This window comes from Chryseobacterium sp. Mn2064, from assembly GCF_049319685.1.
Classification (GTDB): domain Bacteria; phylum Bacteroidota; class Bacteroidia; order Flavobacteriales; family Weeksellaceae; genus Chryseobacterium.
Window position 1 is genome coordinate 910,168 of sequence record NZ_JBMOUE010000002.1, and the last position, 24,379, is coordinate 934,546.

The 24,379-nt window shown below is 35.6% G+C and carries 29 protein-coding genes; 7 read left to right on the forward strand and 22 right to left on the reverse strand.

The genetic code is table 11. The features are described 5' to 3' along the window. The first annotated feature begins 1 nt into the window (after position 1). Positions 2-2,125 (forward strand): cation:proton antiporter, encoded by a 2,124-nt coding sequence (locus tag ACL9RH_RS11175; protein ID WP_422693442.1) that lies wholly within the window; start codon positions 2-4, stop codon positions 2,123-2,125. An 84-nt stretch (positions 2,126-2,209) separates the two neighbouring features. Further along, positions 2,210-2,911 (forward strand): hypothetical protein, encoded by a 702-nt coding sequence (locus ACL9RH_RS11180; RefSeq protein WP_422693443.1) that lies wholly within the window; start codon positions 2,210-2,212, stop codon positions 2,909-2,911. Between the two features lie 83 nt (positions 2,912-2,994). On the opposite strand, the gene ACL9RH_RS11185 is transcribed toward ACL9RH_RS11180, so the two are convergent. Then, positions 2,995-4,107 (reverse strand): 5-(carboxyamino)imidazole ribonucleotide synthase, encoded by a 1,113-nt coding sequence (locus ACL9RH_RS11185; protein WP_422693444.1) that lies wholly within the window; start codon positions 4,105-4,107, stop codon positions 2,995-2,997. Positions 4,108-4,133: 26 nt separating this feature from the next. Further along, positions 4,134-4,685 carry a DUF1543 domain-containing protein gene (locus tag ACL9RH_RS11190; RefSeq protein WP_422693445.1) on the reverse strand — a complete coding sequence of 184 codons (552 nt, stop codon included), beginning with the start codon at positions 4,683-4,685 and terminating at the stop codon, positions 4,134-4,136. 97 nt (positions 4,686-4,782) lie between these two features. Between ACL9RH_RS11190 and ACL9RH_RS11195 the strand changes: the two genes are divergently transcribed. Together ACL9RH_RS11195 and ACL9RH_RS11200 are read left to right on the forward strand one after the other, a co-directional pair. Further along, positions 4,783-5,613, forward strand: coding sequence for a sulfite exporter TauE/SafE family protein (locus tag ACL9RH_RS11195; RefSeq protein WP_422693446.1), 831 nt, complete (start codon positions 4,783-4,785; stop codon positions 5,611-5,613). Continuing rightward, complete coding sequence (locus tag ACL9RH_RS11200; protein WP_422693447.1) at positions 5,613-5,996, forward strand: DUF1634 domain-containing protein; 384 nt, start codon at positions 5,613-5,615, stop codon at positions 5,994-5,996. Before ACL9RH_RS11195 ends, ACL9RH_RS11200 begins: the two co-directional genes overlap by 1 nt. A 3-nt stretch (positions 5,997-5,999) precedes the next feature. Here ACL9RH_RS11200 and ACL9RH_RS11205 read toward each other — a convergent pair whose 3' ends face one another. Genes ACL9RH_RS11205 through ACL9RH_RS11215 form a run of 3 tightly spaced genes read right to left on the reverse strand, consistent with a single transcriptional unit; the run spans position 6,000 to position 7,757 of the window. Beyond that, on the reverse strand, positions 6,000-6,377 hold the full coding sequence (locus ACL9RH_RS11205; RefSeq protein ID WP_422693448.1) for a VOC family protein: 378 nt from the start codon (positions 6,375-6,377) through the stop codon (positions 6,000-6,002). 3 nt (positions 6,378-6,380) lie between these two features. After that, positions 6,381-7,316 carry a hypothetical protein gene (locus tag ACL9RH_RS11210; protein WP_422693449.1) on the reverse strand — a complete coding sequence of 312 codons (936 nt, stop codon included), beginning with the start codon at positions 7,314-7,316 and terminating at the stop codon, positions 6,381-6,383. Further along, positions 7,317-7,757 carry a nuclear transport factor 2 family protein gene (locus tag ACL9RH_RS11215; RefSeq protein ID WP_422693450.1) on the reverse strand — a complete coding sequence of 147 codons (441 nt, stop codon included), beginning with the start codon at positions 7,755-7,757 and terminating at the stop codon, positions 7,317-7,319. Positions 7,758-7,908: 151 nt separating this feature from the next. Between ACL9RH_RS11215 and ACL9RH_RS11220 the strand changes: the two genes are divergently transcribed. Beyond that, positions 7,909-8,949 (forward strand): endonuclease/exonuclease/phosphatase family protein, encoded by a 1,041-nt coding sequence (locus tag ACL9RH_RS11220; protein ID WP_422693451.1) that lies wholly within the window; start codon positions 7,909-7,911, stop codon positions 8,947-8,949. A gap of 42 nt (positions 8,950-8,991) precedes the next feature. Here ACL9RH_RS11220 and ACL9RH_RS11225 read toward each other — a convergent pair whose 3' ends face one another. The 13 genes from ACL9RH_RS11225 to ACL9RH_RS11285 all read right to left on the reverse strand — a co-directional run bounded on the left by ACL9RH_RS11225 (position 8,992) and on the right by ACL9RH_RS11285 (position 20,541). Beyond that, positions 8,992-9,138, reverse strand: a complete 147-nt coding sequence (locus ACL9RH_RS11225) for a hypothetical protein (protein WP_422693452.1) — start codon at positions 9,136-9,138, stop codon at positions 8,992-8,994. A gap of 1 nt (position 9,139) precedes the next feature. Next, positions 9,140-10,198, reverse strand: coding sequence for a diphosphomevalonate/mevalonate 3,5-bisphosphate decarboxylase family protein (locus ACL9RH_RS11230; RefSeq protein WP_422693453.1), 1,059 nt, complete (start codon positions 10,196-10,198; stop codon positions 9,140-9,142). 128 nt (positions 10,199-10,326) lie between these two features. Next, on the reverse strand, positions 10,327-12,096 hold the full coding sequence (locus ACL9RH_RS11235) for an AMP-dependent synthetase/ligase (protein ID WP_422693454.1): 1,770 nt from the start codon (positions 12,094-12,096) through the stop codon (positions 10,327-10,329). Continuing rightward, entirely contained in the window at positions 12,093-13,106 is a 1,014-nt protein-coding gene (locus tag ACL9RH_RS11240) for an NAD-dependent epimerase/dehydratase family protein (protein ID WP_422693455.1), read from the reverse strand. The genes ACL9RH_RS11235 and ACL9RH_RS11240 overlap by 4 nt, the downstream gene beginning before the upstream one ends. A gap of 180 nt (positions 13,107-13,286) precedes the next feature. Next, the gene (locus tag ACL9RH_RS11245) at positions 13,287-14,372 is read right to left on the reverse strand and encodes a DUF5700 domain-containing putative Zn-dependent protease (RefSeq protein ID WP_422693456.1); all 1,086 of its coding nucleotides are present in this window, start codon (positions 14,370-14,372) and stop codon (positions 13,287-13,289) included. Positions 14,373-14,525: 153 nt separating this feature from the next. Next, complete coding sequence (locus tag ACL9RH_RS11250; RefSeq protein ID WP_422693457.1) at positions 14,526-15,530, reverse strand: MvdD family ATP-grasp ribosomal peptide maturase; 1,005 nt, start codon at positions 15,528-15,530, stop codon at positions 14,526-14,528. Continuing rightward, positions 15,523-16,479, reverse strand: a complete 957-nt coding sequence (locus ACL9RH_RS11255; RefSeq protein ID WP_422693458.1) for an MvdC/MvdD family ATP grasp protein — start codon at positions 16,477-16,479, stop codon at positions 15,523-15,525. Before ACL9RH_RS11255 ends, ACL9RH_RS11250 begins: the two co-directional genes overlap by 8 nt. An 81-nt stretch (positions 16,480-16,560) precedes the next feature. After that, positions 16,561-16,785 carry a microviridin/marinostatin family tricyclic proteinase inhibitor gene (locus ACL9RH_RS11260; RefSeq protein ID WP_422693459.1) on the reverse strand — a complete coding sequence of 75 codons (225 nt, stop codon included), beginning with the start codon at positions 16,783-16,785 and terminating at the stop codon, positions 16,561-16,563. Positions 16,786-16,835: 50 nt separating this feature from the next. After that, complete coding sequence (locus ACL9RH_RS11265) at positions 16,836-17,078, reverse strand: microviridin/marinostatin family tricyclic proteinase inhibitor (protein WP_422693460.1); 243 nt, start codon at positions 17,076-17,078, stop codon at positions 16,836-16,838. 38 nt (positions 17,079-17,116) lie between these two features. Further along, complete coding sequence (locus tag ACL9RH_RS11270; RefSeq protein ID WP_422693461.1) at positions 17,117-17,344, reverse strand: microviridin/marinostatin family tricyclic proteinase inhibitor; 228 nt, start codon at positions 17,342-17,344, stop codon at positions 17,117-17,119. Between the two features lie 116 nt (positions 17,345-17,460). Then, a complete protein-coding gene (locus tag ACL9RH_RS11275) occupies positions 17,461-18,240 on the reverse strand; it encodes an alpha/beta fold hydrolase (protein WP_422693462.1) in 780 nt (259 codons plus the stop codon). Positions 18,241-18,378: 138 nt separating this feature from the next. After that, on the reverse strand, positions 18,379-19,098 hold the full coding sequence (locus ACL9RH_RS11280; RefSeq protein WP_422693463.1) for a pyridoxine 5'-phosphate synthase: 720 nt from the start codon (positions 19,096-19,098) through the stop codon (positions 18,379-18,381). Between the two features lie 174 nt (positions 19,099-19,272). Next, entirely contained in the window at positions 19,273-20,541 is a 1,269-nt protein-coding gene (locus tag ACL9RH_RS11285) for a mechanosensitive ion channel family protein (protein ID WP_422693464.1), read from the reverse strand. A 226-nt stretch (positions 20,542-20,767) separates the two neighbouring features. Here ACL9RH_RS11285 and ACL9RH_RS11290 point away from each other — a divergent pair, with 226 nt between their 5' ends. Both ACL9RH_RS11290 and ACL9RH_RS11295 read left to right on the forward strand, forming a co-directional pair. Further along, on the forward strand, positions 20,768-21,262 hold the full coding sequence (locus ACL9RH_RS11290; RefSeq protein ID WP_422693465.1) for a DUF456 domain-containing protein: 495 nt from the start codon (positions 20,768-20,770) through the stop codon (positions 21,260-21,262). Between the two features lie 14 nt (positions 21,263-21,276). Next, positions 21,277-21,765, forward strand: a complete 489-nt coding sequence (locus tag ACL9RH_RS11295) for a hypothetical protein (protein WP_422693466.1) — start codon at positions 21,277-21,279, stop codon at positions 21,763-21,765. A 12-nt stretch (positions 21,766-21,777) separates the two neighbouring features. On the opposite strand, the gene ACL9RH_RS11300 is transcribed toward ACL9RH_RS11295, so the two are convergent. From ACL9RH_RS11300 to ACL9RH_RS11315, 4 genes are all read right to left on the reverse strand, one after another. Then, positions 21,778-22,419 carry a uracil-DNA glycosylase gene (locus ACL9RH_RS11300; RefSeq protein WP_422693467.1) on the reverse strand — a complete coding sequence of 214 codons (642 nt, stop codon included), beginning with the start codon at positions 22,417-22,419 and terminating at the stop codon, positions 21,778-21,780. 37 nt (positions 22,420-22,456) lie between these two features. Then, positions 22,457-23,461 (reverse strand): acyltransferase family protein, encoded by a 1,005-nt coding sequence (locus ACL9RH_RS11305; protein WP_422693468.1) that lies wholly within the window; start codon positions 23,459-23,461, stop codon positions 22,457-22,459. Positions 23,462-23,499: 38 nt separating this feature from the next. Beyond that, a complete protein-coding gene (locus tag ACL9RH_RS11310; RefSeq protein WP_422693469.1) occupies positions 23,500-24,030 on the reverse strand; it encodes a GNAT family N-acetyltransferase in 531 nt (176 codons plus the stop codon). 61 nt (positions 24,031-24,091) lie between these two features. Then, a complete protein-coding gene (locus ACL9RH_RS11315; RefSeq protein ID WP_422693470.1) occupies positions 24,092-24,376 on the reverse strand; it encodes a hypothetical protein in 285 nt (94 codons plus the stop codon). Between the last annotated feature and the right edge of the window lie 3 nt (positions 24,377-24,379).

The window sequence follows — 24,379 nt, forward strand, 5'->3', positions numbered from 1 at the left end:
TATGATTTTACTGAGCATACACAATCTGAGTCTTCCCATAGAAGATCCGGTATTAAAGTTCCTATTGGTACTGGTCATCATTCTTGCAGCTCCTTTACTTCTGAATAAGATTAAAGTTCCCCATCTTCTGGGTCTTATCATCGCCGGAGCTATTATTGGTCCCAACGGTTTCAATGTACTCTCAAGAGACAGCAGTATTGTTGTCACCGGCACCACAGGACTACTCTATATCATGTTTCTTGCGGGACTTGAAATTGATATGGGTGATTTTAAAAAGAATAAATGGAAGAGCCTCACTTTTGGAATTTATACGTTTACCGTTCCTTTTGTTCTTGGATATTTGGGCGGATATTACCTTCTTCATTTCTCGATGCTGACTTCTATTCTTTTTGCCAGCCTTTTTTCGTCTCATACACTGATTGCTTATCCACTGGTCAGTAAACTGGGTATTGCGAAAAATAAAGCAGTCAATATTACAGTCGGAGGTACGATGATTACCGATATCCTGGCGTTATTGGTACTTGCTGTAATTGTAGGAATGTCGCAGGGGGATGTAGGAACCGAGTTTTGGGTGAAGCTTTCTGTTTCATTCATCGTTTTTGCATTGATTGTCCTTATTCTATTTCCTATTATAGGACGATGGTTTTTCAAAAAGGTGGATGATAAGATCTCACAATATATTTTTGTACTGGTGATGATCTATCTGGCGGCAATGCTTGCAGAACTTGCAGGTGTAGAAGCCATTATCGGAGCGTTCTTTGCCGGGTTGGCTTTAAACCGACTTATTCCTCATACTTCTTCGTTAATGAACAGAGTTGAGTTTGTAGGAAATGCTATTTTTATTCCCTTCTTTCTGATCAGTGTAGGAATGCTTATTGATTTTAAGGTTTTCTTCAAAAGCTGGGAAACTCTCGAAGTCGCAGGAATAATGCTGGTCGCTTCTATTGGTGGAAAATATCTTTCTGCAGTAGCGACGCAAAAAACATTCAGACTGACCAAGGAGGAAGGAAAACTGATTTTCGGATTAAGTTCTGCTTCTGCCGCAGCGACTCTGGCTTCTGTAATGGTAGGTTATAATATTATTCTGTCGGAAACGGAAACCGGCGAACCTGTCCGACTGTTGAATGAGCATGTACTGAACGGAAGTATCCTTCTGATTCTTATCTCGTGTACGATTTCATCATTTATTTCAATGGCGAGCGCTCAAAAAATTGCTGAAAGCGATAATGAAGATACAGTTTCCGGAAACAGTCATGAAGAAGAGAATATTTTATTGGCCATCAATCATGAAGAAACGGTGGAAAGGATGGTGAATCTGGGAATTTTGATAAAGGCTCATTCTAATACAGAAGATTTTTTTGCGTTAAATGTCATCAATGAAGATAAAAATGAATCTTCGGTAAAAAATGCAGAAAAGCTTCTTCACCAGGCAGCTGATGCAGCAGCAGCAGCCGATGTGAAATTGCAGACGTTTAAAAGGTATGACAATGACGTGATCAATGGAGTAAACAATGTGATTAAAGAGCAAAATATTACCGATCTTATCATTGGTTTAGAAGATGAAAAAGGATTCTCGCCATCGTTCGTTTACAATCTTTATAACGGATATCTTCAGAATGATGATGTAAATGTATTGGTATATCATGCAGCCCAGCCACTTTCTACTATTAAGCGATATGCAGTGATGATCCCTGAAAACGCCCATCAGGAAGCTGGATTCTTCCATGCTCTTCTGAGGGTTTGGAATATTGCCAGAAATTCGGGAGCAACGGTAGCTTTTTACACTCCTGAGAATATTCTTGATATTTTGCAGAAAATCATTAAAAAAGCTAATATTGAAGCTGAGTTCATCATTATGAATACCTGGCAGGATGGTGAAAAAACGGCTGCCCAGTTAAAAGATGATGAAGCATTGATTATTTTCATGGCCAAACGAGGAATGAAATCCTATATTCCAAGGATGAGACTTATCCCTGAGTTGTTGAACAGATATCTGAGTAATAATAATTATCTTTTGATTTTCCCATTCTCCGAATACGACAAAAACAGTCCGGAAATACGTTCTGTAGGCAATCATGGAGATTTTATGGAGATTGGAAATGTGATCCAGAAGATTTTTAAATAGAGAAAGTAAAAAACTGTTGGCTGGTATTGTTTCGATACGTTTTACATTCAATAATAATTGTTATTTTTATCAAAATTAAAACCATTGAAAACAAATAGGTTATTTCTTTTAACGACCATTTTAAGCGTACAATTATGCTTTGCTCAATTTGCCAAGATCGTAGATAAAGACGGCTATGTGAACGTAAGAGAAAACGCAGATATAAAAAGTAAGATCGTTGGAAAAATTAATTCAGGGGAGATTGTATATGTATATGAACCTGATTCTTCTCATAAAAATTGGCTGAATGCTTACTATAATGATCAAATATCGGGATCTATCTATAGTTCAAAGGTTAAACTTATAGAATCTTATGAAAGTATTCCTTCTGTACTGCAGGAGGTGAATAAAGCTATTTTCAAATCAGGGAATATTAAGGTGAGTATTGTTTCTGACAAGTTCAATTATAAAGCTCACAAAAAATTCTTTTCTTCATCACAATATAGCGGACAAAAAATAGAAGATAAATATAAAGGCAACCCAATATGGGGAACCGATGGTACAATTCCTCAAACATATTATCAATCTATTACGGTACAGATCGGAGACAAAAAAATACAAATCCCCAATAAGGAAATTGAAAATCTATTCAATCCCAATAATGAGTTGACGAACTGTTATTACGACCGCAAAAGTGACACATTATATATTTCTATGCTAAATTCTGATGGAGCAGGTGGCTATGTTGCTCTTCTTAAAATTGTAAATGGAGAATATAAAGGAAAAACGGTAACAATGCCTTTTTAAAATTTTGAGATATTCTCAAAAAGAGAAGTCTGAATAAAGAGATTAAAAAAGCACAATAAAAAAATTATTGTGCTTTTTAAGTTTTATTCTGAAATCACTCTCACCATTCCTTTCACTTTCACCAGTTTTTCCATCAATTCTTCTCTTGAATCTGCCAGAACATTGATGTGTCCCATTTTTCGTCCTGGTTTGGTTTCTGTTTTTCCGTATAGGTGAATATAGGTTTCCGGTAATTGCAATACCCTATCCATGCCTTCATATACTACTTTTCCACTGTATCCTTCTGCTCCCACCAAGTTCAGCATTCCACTGTACGTGATGGCATCTGTATCAGCTAAAGGAAGATTTTTTACCACACGATACATTTGCTCAAACTGCGAATTGGTGTTTCCTTCCTGACTTTGGTGTCCCGAATTGTGAAGTCTTGGAGCGGTTTCATTTACCCATACTTTTCCTTCTTTATCAAGGAACAGTTCTATGGCAAAGAGTCCCGGAGAATTGACTACTGCCAAAAATTTTTCAGTAATAGCATCAATCTGGTTCTGAACATCTTCCGTTAAAAGAACCGGACAAACGTTGAAATCTAAAAGGTTCAGTTTAGGATCGGCAACCATTTCAGTAACAGGGAAAGTATTGGTTTCTCCTTTTTCATTTTTGGCAACAATCACGGAAAGCTCCTTATCGATATCTACCATATTTTCGATTACAGAAGCTTCTTTCCATAAGTTTTGATAATCTTCTTCTGTTTTAATGACCTGTACTCCTTTTCCGTCATATCCTCCTGTATTCATTTTCTGTACAAATGGAAGCGGCATGACGATTTTGTCGTCACTATTCCAAACCACCTGAAATTCAGGGCTTGGGATGTTATGAGCTTTATAAAATTCTTTCTGAAGGATCTTCTGCTGAATAGTTTTGATGATACTCGCATTGGGAACCACTTTTATTCCCTGTTTTTCGAGCTCAGCCAGTGCATCGGCATTTACGTGTTCTATTTCAATGGTTACTACATCCTTATCTTTTCCAAAATTCAAAACCGTTTCATAGTCATTGAAATTTCCCTGTGTGAAATATGAGATATTATGACACGGAGCATCCGAAGCGGGGTCCAGAGTATAGAACTCATCATCATACTTCAGTGCGCTTTGTATCAACATTCTTCCCAGCTGTCCGCCTCCCAGAATTCCTATTTTCATTTTTTATTTTTATTAGATTTACTTTCTTATTGAACTTTATCAATTTTTAAATATCCAAGACCCATTGGGTTTTTCTGATCTTCCACATTAGATTTGGTAAGAACGATGGAATATTTTTCTTTCATATGTACGGGAAGAATATCATTCACGTTGAAAATATCATCAATATCAACACCGTGTTTATCATCAATATGACTTACTGCACCTTCAAATCCCATGGTCTGATAAAATTCAGTACCTCTTGCTCTCTTTACAATCTCTCCCATAGACTGCCCTACCATAAGGTGCTGCTCATGAAATTCTTCAAAGAAACCAGGCTTATAACCTCCCAAATTCAGGAAATACAGCTGTTCTTCAGAAGATTTTTCTCCTTTTTCTACAATTTTCACTTCATAGCCGTCTGCAAACTTCACTTCCTGATGGCAGTCGATATGAATTTTACCTTCTGCTTCCTTCCAAAAGGCTTTCATCTCAGGAACCAGATCTTTAAGGCTTTCAGCAATTCCGAAAAAAACATCGTGCTGTTCAATGTTTCTACCTTTGGGTGTAGCCCCAAGGATAACATAAAATAACTTCATTTCATTTTTCATGCATACAAAAATACGTTAAATTTATCTTTTTCAAATGTTTGGCAGACTACCACAATAATTTTATATTTGTAACATTAATTGTAGTATGTCAGAAATCATCATACTCTTCCTTGGTGCTATTTCCGCAGGCCTTTTAGGATCACTTACAGGATTAGGGGGAGGAGTAATTATCATTCCATTATTAACGCTAGGTTTTGGTGTTCCAATGCACTATGCTATCGGTGCTTCGCTTATTTCAGTAATCGGAACTTCTTCCGGTGCGGCTGTAGCTTTTGTAAAAGAAGGCTTTACAAACATGAGAATCGGTATGTTTCTCGAAATAGCCACCACGGCAGGTGCTGTAATTGGGGCTCTTGTCTCGGGAATGCTTAATCCTAATACCATCGGAATTATTTTTGCAAGTATCCTTCTTTTAACGGTTATTTTAAATCTTAAAGGAAAACCTGATCACCAGGAACCTTTAATAAAAGGAAGCCTGGAAGAAAAACTTAAACTTTACGGAACATTTCCTGATAAAGGTGTTTTAAAAAATTATTCTGCAAGAAACACGGTTCCTGGATTTTTAATGATGATGTTTGCAGGAGCAATGTCTGGTCTTTTAGGAATAGGTTCCGGAGCATTGAAAGTATTGGCAATGGATAATATGATGAAGCTGCCATTCAAAGTATCTACTACAACGAGTAACTTTATGATTGGGGTAACGGCAGTAGCCAGTGCACTGATCTATTTCCAGAGAGGTGAAATTATCCCTGTAATCGTAGCACCTGTATTGATAGGTGTAGTAATAGGAAGTTTCATTGGTTCTAAGACACTGATGGCATCCAAAACAAAGAAGCTTAAAGTATTTTTTGCGATTGTGATTACTCTTCTGTCTATTTATATGATGTATAACGGTATCAACAAAAGTTTCAGATAATGAAAAAGAATTTTACAGATGTAGATCTGAACCGTTCGGTAGGAAATCTTCTGAGACTGGGAGTTATTTTATCGGTAGCTACCTCATTGATAGGTTTTGTAAAGCTTTTCATTGAAGGTTTTGAAATGCCCAAGAAATACAGCAGCCTAAATGTAGGTACCTCATCTGAAAAAGTATGGGGCCATTTTTGGAGCTCGTTGTGCGAGGGGCAAGGTTCTGCTATTATTCAGTTGGGAATTCTTTTGTTGATCTTCACCCCTTTGATGAGAATTGTTTTTGCTCTGATAGGTTACCTAAAAGAAAAAGACTACGTGTATGTAGTCATTTCTTCTATTGTCTTAACCATTATGGCGGTAAGCTTTTTTGCAGGATACGCGCACTAATTATTACATTTCATAAAACTCCAACGGCAATTGATCCGGATCTTGGGTAAAGAAAAACTCTTTGCCTGTAAACTCGTCTATGCGTATTTCTTCACAATTTAGACCTTTTCCTATCAACTCATTTCGCTTTTCGGTTACATTGTCAACGGAGAATGCAAGATGCCTTAAACCGCAAGCTTCCGGACGCGACGGACGTTGAGGCGGATCTGGAAAGGAAAATAATTCAATCACATAATGATCTCCGATAGCAAGATCCAGCTTATAAGACTGTCTTTCTTCACGGTACACTTCCCGGATGATGTTCAGGTTTAAAACCTCGGTATAAAATTTCTTTGAAACGGCATAATCTGAACAGATAATGGCAATATGGTGAATCTTCATTGTTTAAAATTCTTTAAGTCGTTGTAATATAAGGTTTTTATAAATCTTATTAAGTTTGTTATCTACCTGAATACTGTCCAGATTCTTTTCAACCTGTATAGAATGTACGATAATTCTACTATATTGTTTAGGAGCACGCCCAATATCACCCCAAATGGAAAGTTGTATGTTTCTGACAATGGATCCAGATCCTATTTCCATTTGATCAATTTTATAATCATGGCTTTCCTGAATTCTCTGATTTAAAAGTGTTTTTAAAGAATCATTATTATATTTGAAGATATCTCCTTCATGGTTAAGATTTTGTGCATTCATTCTTCCTACCCTTAATATCAGATATTCAGACTGACTGATAATTCTGGCCGAATCTTTACGGATATCTATATTTCTCTTTTTAAATTCTTCCATAATTTCAGCTTGGGTCTTTTTGATCTCAATAGAAAGATTCTCAAACTTTACATTTCCCGAATATCTATTGTATTGTCGATATGCTGCTGGTGGTGAAGTCGACATCAAAATAAATATAGTAGGACACAAGACAATAACAGGACTCAGTTTTTTACTGCTGAAAGTATTGATATATTTTTCGTTCTTAATAAGAAAGTAAGGAACCGGAAGTAAGGCCAACACCAACAAATCTGTGTAATCTACCACCCTGTGAATCGCTATTGGCGTGATGCCATTATAAAACTCAATGAACGGCTCTGAGAAAGGAGACTTCCAAAAAGCAAATACTGCCCCTGCTACAAAGACAGAATTGTATTTCAACCTAGGAATCAGATAAGTTAAAAGCATCGGTAACAAAATAATCCCTACAACATCGGATAATTTACCTGTAAACCAGCTTGTATAATGTAGTTTAAAAAAATGGTCATTACAAAACAAGATGACCACACATAGTAAGAAAACCGGATTTAAGATCAGATTTTTGTTTCTCATTTATTGTATTTCTTTACAGTTATCCTTTCTTCTCGTATCAATAATATACTGGATTTTCCATTCATTATTCTGCTTCACCAACTGAAAACTATTAGCCCCACAATGTGATAATTTTCCTTTTAAATAAAAAGAATAAGGAGTAAATACACTTGCAAGGTTTCCGTCTGTATGAATGGCTTCTATGATAATTCGTTCATCCAGATCTCCTTTTGTAAATTGAGAAACTGAAGCAATGAAATCCTGTACGCTGTCATTTTTTACGGTTCCATCTTTTGTTACAGTTTGGAGAACAGCGTTTTCTGCAAAGGCTGATTTTACCAATTCAGAATCTGCATTTTTCATTCCAAGGAATAGGTTATGGATAGGTTTTTCAATATCTTTATTCTGCTGACCGAAACATGAAATACTGATCAAAACAAGAAATACAATTATTTTATTCATAGTATATATTTAGATAGTTAAAAATAGATAAAATAAAATTTAAACTGATTAACAAATTTTAAAATTCATTTTCCTTAAATTGTGGTCAAAATTATTTCAGAGCTTTTATATGTGGATTATTTATCTGACTTTGGTCATACTTCTTCTGGTCATGACAATACTACCCAAAATACAGCATTCGCACTGGATATTCCGGGTTCCGGAATTTGCTAAAATACAGCTTACCTATCTTATTTTTTTTACTTTTCTATTAGGCCTTTTTACTGATTCTAAAGAACATTTATGGTACTATCAGGGGCTTCTGTTGGTCATGTTTGTTCATCACAGCCAAACTCTTATCAAATATACCCGTTTCTATCCTGTAAAAAAACATAGGGAGCGTCACAAATCTTCTGATAAACTACATTTTATTTCAGCCAATGTCTATCAGTTCAATAAAGACTACGAAAAATTCATCACGCTTGTTAAAAAGCATCATCCTGATTTTTTCATGACTATGGAAAGTAATGGTGACTGGGAAAAGGCAATGAGACCTTTAGAAAAAGAATATAGTTACCAGCATAAAGTGACTCTTGAGAACACCTACGGTATGCATTTTTATTCCAAAATTGAAATCAAAGAAACAAAGACTCACTATTTTGTTGCTGATGATATTCCGAGTATTGAGGTACATATGAAAACAGCTGATGGTTTTTCTTTTGTTTTCTTTGGAGTTCATCCACCGCCGCCAAGTCCTACAGAAGAAGAAACATCAAAGGAAAGGGATGGCGATCTTCTAAGTACTGCCAAATGTTTAAAAGACATTAAAAAACCTGTGATTGTGGTAGGAGACTTTAATAATGTTGCATGGTCAAGATCATCTGTACTTTTCAGAAAAACAAGTCATCTGATAGATCCGAGAATTGGGCATTCTTTTGTTTCTACCTTTCATGCAAAGTACCGTCTTTTAAGGTTTCCTATCGATCTGATGTTTCATAGTGAAGATATTTTTATTAAACAGCTGAAAACATTGGAAAATTTTGGTTCAGACCATCTTCCGGTCTACTGCGAATTTTTTATAGACCATCACAATGATGAACAGGAAGAATTGATTGAAACAGCCACTTCAGAAGAGAAAGCAGAAGCAGAAATCATGATAGAGGAAGGAAAGAAAGAAGATGGCGAACGGGAAGCCGTTGTTATTGAAGATTAATAAAAAAGTGGGCTAAAGCCCACTCTTGTCATTATTATTTTATCAGAAACCAAAGGGCAACCCCCAGTTAATAGTTCTGTTCCATCCCCAACTGCCTACCTCAGAAGTTACTGTATATTCGCCAAAAAGCATAATTAGCAAGACAATGGTAATAACCGCAATAAGGATATAAAATTTCTTCTTTTTCATATTAGAACTTCATAATATCCTTCACTACTCCATTTTTCTGAGTGTGCTGTAATAATTCAGCTTGTATGAAGGTTTTTATCTGTTCTTCAGTGCCATTATTAGGGAACAGAAGGTGAACGTTGGCTCCTGCATCTAAAGTAAAGAATAAAGGGTGTCCTGTTTCTCTCCTGAAATCCCAGATCTTATTGATGACTTCCAAAGTACCGGTTTTCATCAGAATGAAAGCAGGTTCACTCATCATCATCATAGCGTGAAGAGTAAGAGCTTCATGTTCTACCAGTTGAATGAAACGCTCCATATTTCCGCTTTTCAGAATTTCTTTCATGGGAACAAAGTTCTCTCTGGCTTCCTGAAATCTTCTCTCCGCATAAGGATTGGTATTCATTAAACCGTGTCCTACTGTTGAAGAAACACTTTTCTGCCCTTCATGAATTAACAAAACCCAGTCATTAAAATTCTTGAAAACCTCATGAATTTCAGAATCCGGATAAGGCACAGCAAACAAATCTGAACTTCCTTCTACTTCGTCGGTATCACCCCAAACAATAAGCCCGTTATATAAACTTCTGCATGCGCTTCCACTTCCTAACCTTGCTAAAAAAGAAGCTTTTCTTAAAGATTCTTCTTCAGAAATTTTACCTGAAAACGCTTCATCTAACTTCATAAGACATTTTGCAATAGCTCCAAATCCAGAAGCTGAACTGGCAATTCCTGAACTGTGAGGAAATGTATTTTCTGTTCTGATGATGTATTTTCCTTTTAAAATCCAGGGAAGGTATTGTTCTATATTTCTAAAATATTTTTCAATTTTTTCGGCAAATTTCAATTCTTCGTTTCCAGCCAAAAAGGTCTGAACAGAGAAATTTTCACTGGCTACAAATTCCATTGACGTATTTGTTTTACAATGGTTTAATGTATAACTAATACTCGGGTTCGCAGGAATTTGATCTTTGTATTTTCCCCAATACTTAATCAAAGCTATATTGGACGGACAGCTTTCTGAAACGGTCTGTGTATGAATATTGTAATTTTCTTTTCCTAAAAATTCTTGTGTTGTCATCGTTTAATTTAAGTCATTATTTTTAACCACCCCGTCAAAAATTTGTTGAATTTTCATGTATTCAGTTGTAATATACCTGAAAAAGAGGGAATTAAATTCAGGATTAAATAGAGATTTTCGCTGTATTTTTAGTACATTTTCTCTATAATATCCGCATATTTTTTGATAACCACGTTTCTTTTGACTTTCAGTGTAGGCGTAATTTCTCCGGTATTGATGTCAAATTCAGCAGGCATTAAGGTGAATTTCTTCACTTTCTCATAATCTGCCAGGTGGTTTTGTAATTCTTTTATTTTTTCTTTATAAAGACTAATAATCTTATCGTTTTTCACCATCTCTTCCCAACTAGTGAAAGAAATATTGTTCTTTTTAATATAGTCTTGCAGGAATTCAAAGTTAGGAACAATCAAAGCTGAAACAAACTGTCTTCCTTCTGCAATAAGCATAATCTGCTGGATAAAATTATTGTTGGTAAGAAGATTTTCAATTTGTTGCGGAGCAATATATTTTCCGTTGGAAGTCTTCATCAGATCTTTGATTCGGTCTGTGATAATAAGGTTTCCTTTCTCATCAAATTTTCCGGCATCTCCGGTTTTGAACCAGCCATCTTCTGTAAAAACTTTTTGGGTTTCCTCAGGCTTGTTGTAATATCCCTTCATAATTCCGTTTCCTTTGGCTTGAATTTCGTCGTTTTCTCCGATACGAAGTTCTACTCCCGGTAAAGGTTTTCCACTGGTTGCGTGCTCAAAGTGTGTTAATGGAAACAAAGTCAGTGTCGCAGTTGTTTCTGTTAATCCATACCCTACTGTTACGTGAATTCCTACGGATTCAAAGAATCTGGTCACTTCAGGCGAAAGAGATGCTCCTCCGCAAGGCAAAAACCAAAGTCGCCCTCCCATTCTTTCTTTAATCTTACTAAAGACAAGAGTATCGGCAACAGACTCCTTTAGTTTTAATCCAAAAGGAATTGGTCTTTCATTTCTTCTTAATTCGGCAGTTTCCCATCCTGTTTTTAAAGCCCAGTCAAAGATTTTTTTCTTTAAAGATGATCCCTCTTCTGCTTTTTCAAGTACTCCGGCATATACTTTTTGGAAAAATCTCGGAACCGCACACATCGTGGTTGGTTTTACTTCTTCCAATGCTTTTGCTACATTTTTAGGATCTTCAAGGAAGTATACTCTTGCACCTCCGTACAGACAAAGCAAACTCCAGCTTCTTTCAAAAACATGGCTTAAAGGTAAAAAGGCCAGTGAAAGTTCTTCTTCAAAATTTTTAAACTTAAAAAATTCAAAATGAGAGTCAAATGCTTTAATGAAATTTCCATGGGTAAGCATTACACCTTTAGGAATTCCAGTAGTTCCGGAAGTATAGATCAACGTGGCTGTATCTTCGTATTCTCTTTTACAGATTTCGAATTTCGGGGAAGCTTTTGCAATAAAATCTTCCAGATAAAAGCTATTGAATTCTTTCTTGATCCAGACTGCTTTTTTAGAAACAATAATGGTATCAAGGTTATTTTCTTCTTTTTGCAAAAATTCAAGACAAGCATCATACTGCATCTGATTACCTACCAGAACTGCTTTAGCCCCGGAATCGTTGATGATATGCTCTGCCTGTTCTGCATTGTTGGTAGAGTAAATAGGGACCGTAATGGCACCGATAGACATTGAAGCCAGATCAAAAATCATCCATTCAGAGGAATTGTCTGAATAAATGGCTACTCGGTCGTTTTCCTGAACTCCTGCATTTATAAGGGCATTGGCTGTTTTAAAAATAATCTCACTGAATTTTTTCCAGCTCAACTCTTTCCAGGCCGCCTCTTTCTTTTTAAAACCAATGGCAGATTTTATAGGATGTTTTTCTACATTTTTAAGGATAATTGCCTCGGCAAGATTCATTTCTTCAACTTTTTGTCGTTAATATAATTATTCAGGTGAAAGTCGATGCTTTCTTTTACGGGAATAAACTGATAGTTCAGTTTTTCTTTGACTTTGTGATTGGAAATGGTGTTGAATGAAGATATGGCTTCAATATTGGATTTGGTAACCATCTTCAGTTTCGGAATCAGCCATCCGAAAAGGGTATTGGCAATTCTTCCGATATTCAATAGAGACTGGGATAAGATTCTGGCATCTTTAAGCCCGAGTCTGGTTCTTACCTGTCTGGCAAGATCTGCATATCTGTTGTTCTCTGAAACGATGATAAAACGTTCTCCGAAAATATTGTTTTCCATCAGTTCGATGGCTGTTTTGGCAACGTCTCTTACGTCTACATAAGCAGAACCTCCTGAAAAAGTAAAACTATTATCTTCAAAGGTAGAGAAAAGTTCACCACTGCTTTGCGTCCAGTTTCCGCTTCCTACGATCATGCCGGGATTGATGATCACTACATTCAGACCTTCGGCAGAGGCTCTCCAGGCTTCCATTTCTGATAAATGTTTGGAAATAGCATATGCAGAATGTTCCAATTTCGGGTTGAAATCGGAATCTTCGTCGAGTTCTCCTTTTTCATTGAAATTATCGAGAACGGCAACAGAGCTTACATGCAGGAATTTTTTCACCTCTGAACCTTCGCAGGCATACAAAAGATTTTCTGTACCGTTGATATTGGTACGGTACATTTCTTTTTCATCTTTGGGATGGAAACTTACTTTTGCGGCACAGTGATAAACCTCATCTACTCCGTTCAAAGCATCTTTCAGAGAATCAATATCCTCAAAATCTACATTCATCCATTCAATTTTATTGAAAAAATCATCGGGATGATCTGTATAAAAGCTGTATGAATGCTTTACTTCGTTTATATTGCTGCCAGGTCTTTTGGAAGCACGTACTTGTTTGCCTCTTTTAAGAAGCTCCAATACAATTATTCTGCCCAAAATTCCGGTAGCACCCGTTACAAAAACCATTAATTATTTTACTTGATTGCTGACTAAAATATAACAATATTTTCGATCCGGCAATTCTTCAGATTCCGGTGAAGGATCGTTTGAAAAACTGCTTTTGCAAATTTGCGATTTTTAAAGCATAATTCAGCCCATTTTAACCAATATTATCATTCTGATGACAGGTTTCAAGGTTTATTTTCATTACTGATGTTGTATGATTCTGGATTTGCCTTTGTATTTCTGATTCAGGTTTTCAATGAGATCCATTGTAGGCTCCGACAGGATGTAAGCTCCTTTTACTTTTTGGGATGCTTTGTTGTATAGATAAACGAATTGGAAGGGGTCTTCAATATGTTTGACAAGCTGTTTTTTATAGCCCCCTTTTTCAATAATATCTGCCATATAATACCCTGGAATATGTCCGCTGGTATTCCAGCTGTTGAAAAGTTTATTAAGTTTCAGGGTTGACCTATCCAAAGATTTTATGGATAGAAGGGAATCAATATGCTTTATGGTCTTGTAACCATCGGTTATAAAACTTTCGGGATAACCACGTTGGAATTCCAGAAGTTTTACAGCGTCTTCACCCTGATATCTTTTATCAATAAGGTCAGCAGAACCTTCGTTTAGAATTCTCTGCAGCAAACTGACAATCACAGCGTCTTCTTTTTCTACATCGAAATCCATGCGTGGTCTGAGGATATGATGAAATTCATGACCACCCAGTGTTCCAGGTTTGTTATAATCATTAAAGTAAGCTGCCATAAGGGTATAAATGAGCCATCCGTTTTCAACATGAGCATCATTATGAATTGGTATAATGGTTATTTTGTACTCAGGAGCGGTGGTATGATTTTTTTTAGGCAGCATAGTATAGGTGTACTGATAGCACGAAGCAAGGTAATCTTTAGGATTATTCTTCAAAGTATTGAGGTACGTTTTCATTTTATCTTCGTTCTCCTTATACTGGTTTACGATATAAGTCCACCAATTGTTGGTAGGCTCTTTCAATCTTTGCTGTAATTTGCTGTTGTTTTTAGGCATGTAAACCACCTCCATTATTTTTCGGTAGTTTTCCAGATAAGTACTATCTACGCCCTGATCTTTTAGATAAACCTGTATGGCTTTATTTTTTAGAAAATTTTTCCAGGTCTGTTGATCTAATGGCTGGTCTTTTTTCAGATTTTCAGTGATCTTGAAATATTCCCAGCAAGCACTGTCATCAATGGTTTGAGAATATGCACTGGTTGAAAATATAAGAAATATTAAGAGGAAAGATTTGATCATATACCGTATTATAATTTATGGATGTAAATTTAAATAAATAATTCATTCACCAAAATTCATTTAAAATTAAACCACAATAATACAAAATCCTTAAACGATTTATTTTTTAAATCATTTAAGGATTTTTATAGTATAAAAAGGATTATATTTTTTTTAAGCCATCACCTCATTATTTCTTCTTGGAGCTTTATCGCAAAGTAGGTCTGCAATACTTTTAGAAATAAGGTTTTCTTCTGTAAGATTATCCAGCCAGAAGAACTCTCCTGCTGCGTTGATCTCAATGAAGTAATATTCGTCTTCCGGAGAAACAATCATGTCTATTGCACCATAATCTACATTGTATACGTCCAGAAGTTCCAGAAGTTTTTCTTCCACATCTCTTGGAAGTTCTGTCCGGGTCCATTTATCAAGCAGGTTGACACCGTCTTTTCTCCAGTCTATTTTAGCATCTTCCGATTGCTGAGAATCGATTTCGAAAGCATAAACATCTCTTCCGACAATCGTAATACGAAGTTCTTTCTTTTTCTGAATCATTCTCTGGAACTGCATCGGGCAATATAACAGTGAATCCAGTTCTTCCAGTTTGTCTTCGCTTACCACGTTTGTAAATACTACATTCTCTACTCCATCTTCGTAAATAGCAAAACCGGTCTGCATTTTAGCCACCACATTCTGATGTTTCAGGATGAATTTTCTTGCTTCATCAGGGTTGTTGGTAAGGCAGGTATCTGGAATGGTAAGCCCTATTTTGTCAGCAATCTTCAATTGCTCTTCTTTACTGTCCAATCTTCTGTAAACACTTGGTTTTCCTAAAGAATAAGCATCAACAGATTCAAAGAATCCGAAAAGAGTATTTCGGATCTCCCCCATGGCTGCTCCGTAAAACTTATTATCCATTTCTTCTTTTAATCCTTTTCCGATATTGTAAGCTCTTCTGTACCAAATGGCTGAAATATCATCCAGGCGGTGTTTTGCCTCAGGAGTTTCAAGGATACTGATCCATTCTCCATCCTGAAAAACAGTGGAAAGTTTATTGTGTAAAGGATATACGTCTACATCAAAACGGATAACTTCACAGTTGTTTTTTCCGATATATTCTGTTACTTTTTCTATTGAAAAATTATCGGCAGTATGGGTAATAATTAAAATTTTATTCATGGGAATTTATTCTTTTGATAAGGTTGTCGGCAATTTTTTCTGCAATGGGAAAGCCTAATTCTTTTTGCAGCATTCCCCATTCTCCCTGCGGGTTTACTTCCAGGAAGTGATAGCTTCCATCTTTCCCTCTGATCATATCAATGGCACCTATATAAAGTCCCATTTCTTTCATCATTGCGGTAAGATTTTCTTTAATATTCTCAGGCAATTCGTAAGCAGACCAGAAATGATCCGCATGAGCTACTCTCCAGTCCGGGTTTTCACTGTTATTGATTTTTCCTACGAAGAAATCGCCGTCTACGTAAACGATTCTCAGTTCATATTCTTTATCAATATAAGGTTGAAAAATCATTGGACAGTACGCAATATCTGAAAGATGCTCCAGAGAATCTTCCTCAATAATTGTTGTAGAGATCAGGTTTTCTCCCGTCATTGTTTTTGCTACTGTACCGTGAAGTTTGGCGATTGCCTTTCCCTGGCAGTATTGATGAAAAAAGGAGGTTATTTTCTTTTCATCGTTGGAAAAAATGGTTTTGGGAACTGTGAGATTATTTTTCTGTGCTATCTTCAGCTGAAACATTTTGTTTCCATCCACTTTTTTTTCGTTTTCATAAGGGTTGATCCACGGAACATCTTCTAAAACTGTCATAAAGTTGTATCGAAGGCTTCCATACTCTCCCAGAAAAATCTTTTCATAATCTTCGTCAAGTTCTTCCGGAGTATTGATCTTCCATGCTTTTCTGTGCCATACCCCTTTGATATTGTCAGAATGAACCGTATTTCCTGATTCATCTGTTAATTCAAATGAATCTTCATTCACGCTGATCTTTTGCAGATGGTTCAGGCGATCGGAATTCAGTCTAAAATAAGGTATATTTTGGGAAGTAAGGTATTCGAAAAACAGATCGATATTATAAAAATCCTGTGAATGGGTAATGCAAAGAATCATTTGCCGGTGGTATTAAAAAGGGAAACTTAAACATTAAGTTTCCCTTATAATTATTATAAAATTATTATATTCTATGTAGTCTTACAATGGAAGCGTTATAGAATCATCATCTCCATCTGAAGGATATTTTAGCGTATGCATCATGTCCATTTGTGGAGAAGTTACATCATCCGCTTTAGGTTTTGTGATAACATCCTGCTGAATAAGAGTGATGTCTCCACCTCCTTTTACCGTTTCAGGATCTTTAAGCTGCTTCTCTAAAAATGAAGCGAAAAACGGCTTCTTTTTTGAATCTTTGTTTTTCATAATGTTTAGTTTTTGGTTTGATATAATGATTTGATTCGTTTTTCAAGCATCTACTCTACTTCCAAAACATGGTCATCACCGTCTGAAGGATATTTCAGCGTCACATTATCATTGTTTGGTCTGGTAATACTGTCTTCAAGAGCCGCAGTAGTAATATGGTCTCTGATAGGTGAAGTTACAGTATCGGTAAGCAATGAAGTGGAAGTTCCTCCTTTGATGGTTTCAGGATCTTTGATTTGCTTTTCCAGGAATGTTGCAAAAAATGGCTTTTTCTTTGAATTCTTGTTTTCCATACTCTTATTTTTTTGACTTGATTGCTTTTGTTTTGTTTTTATACATCTAAAACATGATCGTCACCATCTGAAGGATATTTCAGCGTAACGTTTACATTATCATTTATTTGTGTAGTAACAACAGTATCCTCAAGTGAAGTAGTAATAATATGATCTTTAATAGGAGAAGTAGCAGTACCTCCACCTTTTACTGTTTCAGGATCTTTGATCTGTTTTTCTAAGAATGTTGCGAAAAAAGGCTTTTTCTTTGAATTCTTGTTTTCCATAAGTTAATAGTTTTATCTTTTTGATAAAACCAAAGTACAAAAAAATTCAACTCATGGAGAAATAAAGGCAAATTTTAAGAAAACTTTAACATAAAATAAAAAATCAAAGAATAAAATTAACCCAAACCAAGAAATTGCTTAACAACCACTGCGAAGTCAACAGGATTCTCAGCTTGTACCCAGTGTCCTGCATTTTTTACGGTAACCACTTTCGCTTTAGAAAACTGCTGCTTGATACCGAATTCATCCTGTGGCAAAATATAATTGGATTTCTCACCAGCTATAAATAATGTATCGCCTTCAAAAACTCCAAATTTTATAGCATTGGAAACAAATTCTGTATATTTTTCTGATAACGTTTTAAGATTGAATCTCCAGTTCAGCTTTTTATTGTCATCCCAATACAGGTTTTTTGCCAGAAACTGAATGGTAGATTTTTCAGGAATATATTGACTTAAAACAGCTTCTACTTCGTTTCTGGAACCCACAGTATTAAAATCTACAGTTTCCAAAGCCTTTATAATTCCCTGATGATGTGGTGGATAAGCTTTTGGGGAAATGTCTACAACAATCAGTTTTTCAACTCTTTCAGGATATTTTATTGCGAATTGCATTACTGCTTTCCCCCCTAAAGAATGTCCTAAAACATGCGCTTTCTGAATTCCGTAATGATCCATATATTGGGCAATATCATCTGCCAGATCATCGTGAGACATACTGTCGGAATGAAAACTTCTTCCGTGGTTTCTGAGATCAATAAGATGTACGGGAAGATATTCTCCCAGATCTTTTCCAAAGCTTCCCCAATTGTCAAGCATTCCAAACAGTCCGTGGAATACTAAAAGTGGCGTAACGGTTAAGTTTTCGCCGAATATTTTTGAATTTAAGATTTCCATTTTTTCTTACAATTAAATGTGAGAAGACGGAAACTAGACCATAAAGTTCTTTATAGTTCCTACATTATAAATACTATAAAGGGCTAAACATGAAGTTTTATTACTAACTTCTCATCTAATTTCCGGCTTCTTAATGTATTACCATTTTGCCAGTCTCTTCAAATAGGCCTGTACTGTATTTTCCAACCCCATATAAAGTGCTTCAGAAACTAAAGCATGACCAATTGATACTTCCAACAAATTAGGAATAGTATCTGCAAAATATTTTAAGTTTTCTAAGCTTAGATCGTGTCCGGCGTTGATTCCCAGTCCGGCATTGGCTGCAGCCACAGCGGTATCAAAATAAGGCTTTATTGCGGCTTCCTTATTGCTCAGATAATTCTTTGCATAAGCTTCTGTATAAAGCTCTATTCTGTCTGCACCAGTTTGAGCAGCATATTCTACCAACTCAGGTATAGGATCTAAAAAGACAGAAGTACGGATTCCTGCTTTTTTAAATTCTGAAATAATTTCTGTAAGGTAATCCAAATGTTTTTTGGTATCCCAACCAGCGTTTGAAGTAATGGCATCGTCTGCATCCGGAACCAATGTCACCTGCTCAGGTTTTACGTCCAACACCATATCAATAAAACTTTGATGAGGATTTCCTTCGATATTAAATTCTGTGGTAACCAAAGGTTTCAGATCATAGACATCTTTTCTCGTGATATGTCTTTCGTCAGGTCTTGGGTGAATCGTAATTCCCTGTCCGCCAAATTCCTGAATTTTTACAGCGGCTTCAGTAACACTTGGTGTTTCACCTCCTCTTGCATTTCTTAACGTCGCAATTTTATTAATGTTTACGCTTAGTTTTGTCATTTTATATTTAAGATGTTAGATATGAGATGTCAGAAGATGGAAAAACACAGCAGGAACTCAATCCTGACTCTGTATTTGTGTAATCTTCTACATTCATAATCATTTAATAGTTTTATTACAATTTATTTTAAAAAAGCTGAAATTTTCAGCTTCCTCTTTAGATCTCCAGTTACTCTATACTTTAACACTTACCTGCATTACCTGAAGTTCAAATTCTTTGGATGCAACCAACAGATGATCGAATATATCTGCCTGAATCTGCTCAAATCGTTCCCACTTCGAATCATTGGCAAAACAATAAATCTCCAAAGGAAGTCCTTGCGGAGTAATATCCAGCTGACGCACCATTCTTGTACCGTTTTTATCTACATCCGGGTCATTTTCTATATATTTTTGGGCATAATATCGGAATACTCCAATATTGGTAAGCTGTCTTCCGTTTACAACAATATCATTGTGTTCAAGGCTTTCTTTTTCTTTTTTAATCTCTGAAGTTCTTTCCTCAAGATATTCTGAAATAAGGTTGATTTCCTTTAAACGTTCAATATCTTCATCCGTTAAAAATTTAAAGGAATTAATATTAAAATAGATAGATTTTTTGATTCTTCGGGTATTGGATTCCGACATAACCTGCATATTTTTGATCTCCGTTGTCATCAGATCATAAGTAGGAATGGTGGAAACCGTTTTGTCAAAATTGGTAATTTTTGTGGTAAGAAGGTTGATTTCTGTGATATTTCCTTCAATTGTATATTTTGGAATACTTACCCAATCGCCAACTTTCAGGTTTTTGGAAGTCGCTACATGAAGCCCGGTGACAAATCCTAAAATAGTATCTCTGAAAACGAGTACCAAAACAGCAGTTATCGCCCCTAAACTTCCTACAATGGTCGTTCCTTTAATTCCGAAAATCACACAAATTCCCAAAACAGTAAAGATAAAAAGTCCCAATATTTTTACCGTTTCCGAAATGGCATTAAGAGCCATAATCTTATAAAAATCCTGTTTTATACTGAAATAATTTCTAAACGCACTCAGCGATCTGTAAAGCATTCCAGCCAAAATAAGAACCAACCCTAAATTAACACACCTGATAATAAAAATTGTTGTTTTTGGTAATGCATTTTCGGGAAAAATAGAACCTTGTATAGCTCCCACTACAATCAACGCGGCAAAATGAGCAACAGAATTGGTGATCCTGGACTGATACACCGATTTAAGTATCGGAAATTTTTCTTCGTTATGAAATAATCTGAAAACAGAATTGATCAAAAATTTAAAAATAAAATCCGTCACAAGAAACAGGACAAGAAGTAGACTGAGCTTTACAATGATATGAAAAACCCAATCCAAACCAGTCGGCGAAATCCTGGTGATATAAATATAAAGCTGTTCACTCAGCTCCTGTATAAAGTTCTTGGTTTCTTGTAACTGGTCATTCATTACAGCAAATTTATGAAATTAAGAATCATGATTTTACTATTCACAATCAATTTTCATCCCAAAAAGCATTCCTCTTAAAATATTTGATGAAAATTCTTCCAACAGCGGAAGGCCTTTCAAACTTCATCAGAAATGAAAATTGGAAAGAAAATTTTATTTCTCCATTTCCAGAGTGGCTTTTTATAAGGTCACTTTTTATATATTGCATTATATTTTTTTGTAAAGAATGGATACAACAATTATTAATATATTCTGCCTTATTCTGCTGTTTATCGGAATATTGGGAACGTTCCTGCCTATTTTGCCAGGTCTGTTGCTGAGTATTTGCGGGCTTCTGATATATAAATTCGGGACAGATGCAGATCTTTCGATGATCTATATCTGGGCTTTTGGGGCTCTTACTCTGGCATCTGTTATTTTAAGCTATGTAATTCCTGCTAAAACGAATAGAAAGTACGGAGGAACACGCTGGGGAAGCATCGGATCTGTCGTAGGAACCATTGTCGGTATTTTTATCCCTATTCCTTTAGGCTTTCTTATAGGAATGTTTGCCGGAGTCTTTATTGGTGAAATGCTTCATGACAGCAAAGATATGAACAAAGCCCTTCAGTCTACCAAAGGAGCCTTAATAGGATTCATCTATAGTACAGGATTCAGTTTTGTAGTAGGTGTGGCAATGTTTTTGGTAGTATTATTGAATATGTTTAGTATCATTAAATAAAAATATAAGAAACTATGTTCCATAAAACCATTATCCTTAGCCTTGCAATATTTGCACTAACGGGATGCAATGCCCAAAAGAAGGCTAAAGCGGATACAAAAAAATCCATTGATATGTCTCAATCTGCAAAAAAGACCCATCTACCTGATCAGAAAGGCTCCCTTATCTACTTCAATGAGGGTGAAAATAAATTTTTGAGAGAATACCAGATGAATGTAACTTTTAAAGGTATTTCTGAAGACAACCGCTGCCCAGAAGGTGTTAATTGTATTATGGCTGGTGCTGCTATTGCCCAGATTGAAGTAATGGGAACTTCTACCAGACCTACTATACTAAGTCTTGCCAGTACAGATTATCCCGGAAGAGATTACAGACAGTCGGCCAATTTTAACGGATATATGATTACATTGCAGGAAGTAACTCCTTATCCTCAACAACAAGAAGGGGCCAAAGCTTTAAACGGAAAATACAAAATCGGAATTACCATCAAAAAAGCACAGTAAAACCTTCCCATTCTACCACGAAATTGGTTTCTTCCCTTTGGAAACCAAATACTCGTTAATTTTGGAGAAAGGTTTGCTTCCGAAGAATCCTCTATACACAGAGAATGGTGACGGATGTGCAGATTTCAGGATAAAATGCTTAGTCGGATCTATGAATTCGGCTTTTTTTTGTGCAAAAGCTCCCCATAATACAAAGACTACATTTTCTTTTTTATCAGAAATTTCTTTGATAATAAAATTGGTTAATTTTTCCCATCCCAAATCTTTGTGTGAATTAGGAGTATGAGCACGAACCGTTAGAGTAGCATTCAGCAATAGAACACCCTGTTTTCCCCAGTCATCAAGTTCTTTAGAGGTTCTTTCAATACCAAGGTCATCTTTCAGCTCAATAAAGATATTTTTAAGGGATGGAGGTGCTGTCACCTGCTCAGAAACAGAAAAACACAACCCATTAGCCTGAAAATCATTATGATATGGATCCTGACCAATAATTACTACTTCAATATCATCAAAAGCAGTGAGTTCCAATGCTCTGAAAATCTGATTTTTGGGTGGAAAAACTTTTGTTGTTGCATATTCATTTTTCACTTTTTCCCAAAGGGTTTTGAAGTATTGGGTGCTTTTTATAGGTGCTAAAATTTCTGTCCAGGTCATGATGCAAAAATAATTAATATTCAAACAAAAGCACAAGTTATACTTTAAATATCTTCAGTTTTCTTTCTATCAGAACGTAAGAGAGGTAAGACAGCAGTATAGATAAAGCAATCAGAATCAAGCTATTCAAATTCTCAGAACTGAACAAAACAATATTCTGTTTCTTGATTATATAATGGATGATATATAATGAATAAGAAATATTGCCTAAAAAATGAATGATAGGACTCCCCAAAAATAATTGAATATAATTTTTCTCCCCCGTATACAGCTGTTTTATAATTATTGCAGATAATAAAGGAATAAAAACCAGCCCTCTTACCGTAAATAACAGTAATGCCAACGAAATACCCAACGAAAGATAGATCAGCAAATTTTCTTTTATTTTAAACTTTGGCAACAAGGCGATTCCAATCCCCAATAAATACGAAGCAATTGTTCTTGCTAATGAATTGAGACCATACGGAATATCCAGATATCTTTGTGATTTTCCCATCTCCATAGGAATATCTGATCCAATAAACATTTCAGGAAGATGCGGTAAAATAACTCTCAATACCAAACCTGCTATAATCAGGATTTCGCCACGGATCTTCAATCGTATTATCAGATAAAGCATGAGTGGAAATAACAAGTAACAGATCCATTCTGTACTTAAAGACCAATAGACGACGTTCAGTAAATAATTAGGATTAAAAAAGCACTGTACCAATCCGGCATTAATAAAAAATGCGGCCCACGAGCTTTTTTCTATGAAAAGAATAATAAAAACAATGGATATACCATAAACAGGATAAATACGATTGACTCTTTTCTTGTAAAAACTCAAAACTCCTTTAGAATTCAAAATTCTGAATTTTTCGGAATAGGAAACCGTAAGCAGAAAAGCACTCAAAACAAAAAATACATCAACAGCAAGATAGCCGTTTCCTACTGTTTTAAGAAGAAAATCACTTTTCAAGTGGGCAAAAAAATGAAAACAGACCACCCATAGTGCCACCACTCCACGAAGACCGGTTAATGATTTTACTTCACTTTTCATATAAAATTCCAATCGCTGATAAAGATAAAAAACACCTCTTAGCTTTTGTATTCATCATTACCCGACAATCTTTTTAAACTGAAAATAATATTATCTGGAAACCCTTCATCTTCTTTTCCTTCTTCCAAAATAAAATCATGTTTTAATAGAAGCCCTTTCGAGTTCTCATTAAATTTATGGGTAATTCCTACAATTTCATGTAAATGCAATTCATTAAATCCGTAATCTAAAACCGCTTTCAAAGCTTCGGACATTATTCCCTGTCTGTGATATTCGGGCAACAATTCATAACCGACTTCTGCCGTTTTCCGATCCTCAGAAAAATTCCAAAGACAAATCGTTCCGATAAGATTCCACTGATCTTTCAAGGAAATTCCCAAATAGATTGTTTGATTATTTTTAGTTCTTTCTTTAATGGTTAAGATAAACTGAAGTGCATCATAATTATTTTTGGGTGAATTTCTTCGCACAAACTTATTGATCACTTCATTGCCCCGAATCCGCAAAATATCCTCGGTAAAGCTTTCATCAATTTCTTTTAAAATCAATCTCGGTGTTTCCAATTTCATCTGATTGTGTATTAATAGTAGTGTAAAGCTGTAGATTACAATCTCCTCAACCTACATTTTTTTAGATAAACAAATAAAGTCGGGTTCTCGAAGAACGTGTTTCTTCATAATCAAATGATTCTACTTTAGAAGCACTGCTCTTTTTTACGATTTCTTTTCTGGGACCATCATTTTGCTGGCTGAGATCAATGATTCTCTTTTCTTCTTTATCTCTGAAATTCTTTACTATAGATTTTTTATTTTTCCTGAGAACCGTTCTTTTTTCTATTTTTTTCCCTCCATGTTTTTTAACCTGAGCCTGGGCTCCTGCCGATAGAAAAAGGAGAATAATGAATAATTGTTTCATGGA

Excerpts from the sequence above, each read along its gene's own strand:
- ACL9RH_RS11315 (WP_422693470.1), bottom strand. The coding sequence starts at position 24,376 with ATGAAACAATTATTCATTATTCTCCTTTTTCTATCGGCAGGAGCCCAG.
- ACL9RH_RS11240 (WP_422693455.1), bottom strand. The coding sequence starts at position 13,106 with ATGGTTTTTGTAACGGGTGCTACCGGAATTTTGGGCAGAATAATTGTA.
- ACL9RH_RS11250 (WP_422693457.1), bottom strand. The coding sequence starts at position 15,530 with ATGAATAAAATTTTAATTATTACCCATACTGCCGATAATTTTTCAATA.
- ACL9RH_RS11295 (WP_422693466.1), top strand. The coding sequence starts at position 21,277 with ATGTTCCATAAAACCATTATCCTTAGCCTTGCAATATTTGCACTAACG.
- ACL9RH_RS11175 (WP_422693442.1), top strand. The coding sequence starts at position 2 with ATGATTTTACTGAGCATACACAATCTGAGTCTTCCCATAGAAGATCCG.
- ACL9RH_RS11185 (WP_422693444.1), bottom strand. The coding sequence starts at position 4,107 with ATGAAAATAGGAATTCTGGGAGGCGGACAGCTGGGAAGAATGTTGATA.
- ACL9RH_RS11220 (WP_422693451.1), top strand. The coding sequence starts at position 7,909 with ATGACAATACTACCCAAAATACAGCATTCGCACTGGATATTCCGGGTT.
- ACL9RH_RS11300 (WP_422693467.1), bottom strand. The coding sequence starts at position 22,419 with ATGACCTGGACAGAAATTTTAGCACCTATAAAAAGCACCCAATACTTC.
- ACL9RH_RS11280 (WP_422693463.1), bottom strand. The coding sequence starts at position 19,098 with ATGACAAAACTAAGCGTAAACATTAATAAAATTGCGACGTTAAGAAAT.
- ACL9RH_RS11285 (WP_422693464.1), bottom strand. The coding sequence starts at position 20,541 with ATGAATGACCAGTTACAAGAAACCAAGAACTTTATACAGGAGCTGAGT.
- ACL9RH_RS11215 (WP_422693450.1), bottom strand. The coding sequence starts at position 7,757 with ATGAATAAAATAATTGTATTTCTTGTTTTGATCAGTATTTCATGTTTC.
- ACL9RH_RS11310 (WP_422693469.1), bottom strand. The coding sequence starts at position 24,030 with ATGAAATTGGAAACACCGAGATTGATTTTAAAAGAAATTGATGAAAGC.
- ACL9RH_RS11290 (WP_422693465.1), top strand. The coding sequence starts at position 20,768 with ATGGATACAACAATTATTAATATATTCTGCCTTATTCTGCTGTTTATC.
- ACL9RH_RS11190 (WP_422693445.1), bottom strand. The coding sequence starts at position 4,685 with ATGAAGTTATTTTATGTTATCCTTGGGGCTACACCCAAAGGTAGAAAC.
- ACL9RH_RS11245 (WP_422693456.1), bottom strand. The coding sequence starts at position 14,372 with ATGATCAAATCTTTCCTCTTAATATTTCTTATATTTTCAACCAGTGCA.
- ACL9RH_RS11200 (WP_422693447.1), top strand. The coding sequence starts at position 5,613 with ATGAAAAAGAATTTTACAGATGTAGATCTGAACCGTTCGGTAGGAAAT.
- ACL9RH_RS11210 (WP_422693449.1), bottom strand. The coding sequence starts at position 7,316 with ATGAGAAACAAAAATCTGATCTTAAATCCGGTTTTCTTACTATGTGTG.
- ACL9RH_RS11275 (WP_422693462.1), bottom strand. The coding sequence starts at position 18,240 with ATGGAAATCTTAAATTCAAAAATATTCGGCGAAAACTTAACCGTTACG.
- ACL9RH_RS11255 (WP_422693458.1), bottom strand. The coding sequence starts at position 16,479 with ATGATTCTTTGCATTACCCATTCACAGGATTTTTATAATATCGATCTG.
- ACL9RH_RS11195 (WP_422693446.1), top strand. The coding sequence starts at position 4,783 with ATGTCAGAAATCATCATACTCTTCCTTGGTGCTATTTCCGCAGGCCTT.
- ACL9RH_RS11205 (WP_422693448.1), bottom strand. The coding sequence starts at position 6,377 with ATGAAGATTCACCATATTGCCATTATCTGTTCAGATTATGCCGTTTCA.
- ACL9RH_RS11305 (WP_422693468.1), bottom strand. The coding sequence starts at position 23,461 with ATGAAAAGTGAAGTAAAATCATTAACCGGTCTTCGTGGAGTGGTGGCA.
- ACL9RH_RS11260 (WP_422693459.1), bottom strand. The coding sequence starts at position 16,785 with ATGAAAAACAAAGATTCAAAAAAGAAGCCGTTTTTCGCTTCATTTTTA.
- ACL9RH_RS11235 (WP_422693454.1), bottom strand. The coding sequence starts at position 12,096 with ATGAATCTTGCCGAGGCAATTATCCTTAAAAATGTAGAAAAACATCCT.
- ACL9RH_RS11225 (WP_422693452.1), bottom strand. The coding sequence starts at position 9,138 with ATGAAAAAGAAGAAATTTTATATCCTTATTGCGGTTATTACCATTGTC.
- ACL9RH_RS11230 (WP_422693453.1), bottom strand. The coding sequence starts at position 10,198 with ATGACAACACAAGAATTTTTAGGAAAAGAAAATTACAATATTCATACA.
- ACL9RH_RS11270 (WP_422693461.1), bottom strand. The coding sequence starts at position 17,344 with ATGGAAAACAAGAATTCAAAGAAAAAGCCTTTTTTCGCAACATTCTTA.
- ACL9RH_RS11265 (WP_422693460.1), bottom strand. The coding sequence starts at position 17,078 with ATGGAAAACAAGAATTCAAAGAAAAAGCCATTTTTTGCAACATTCCTG.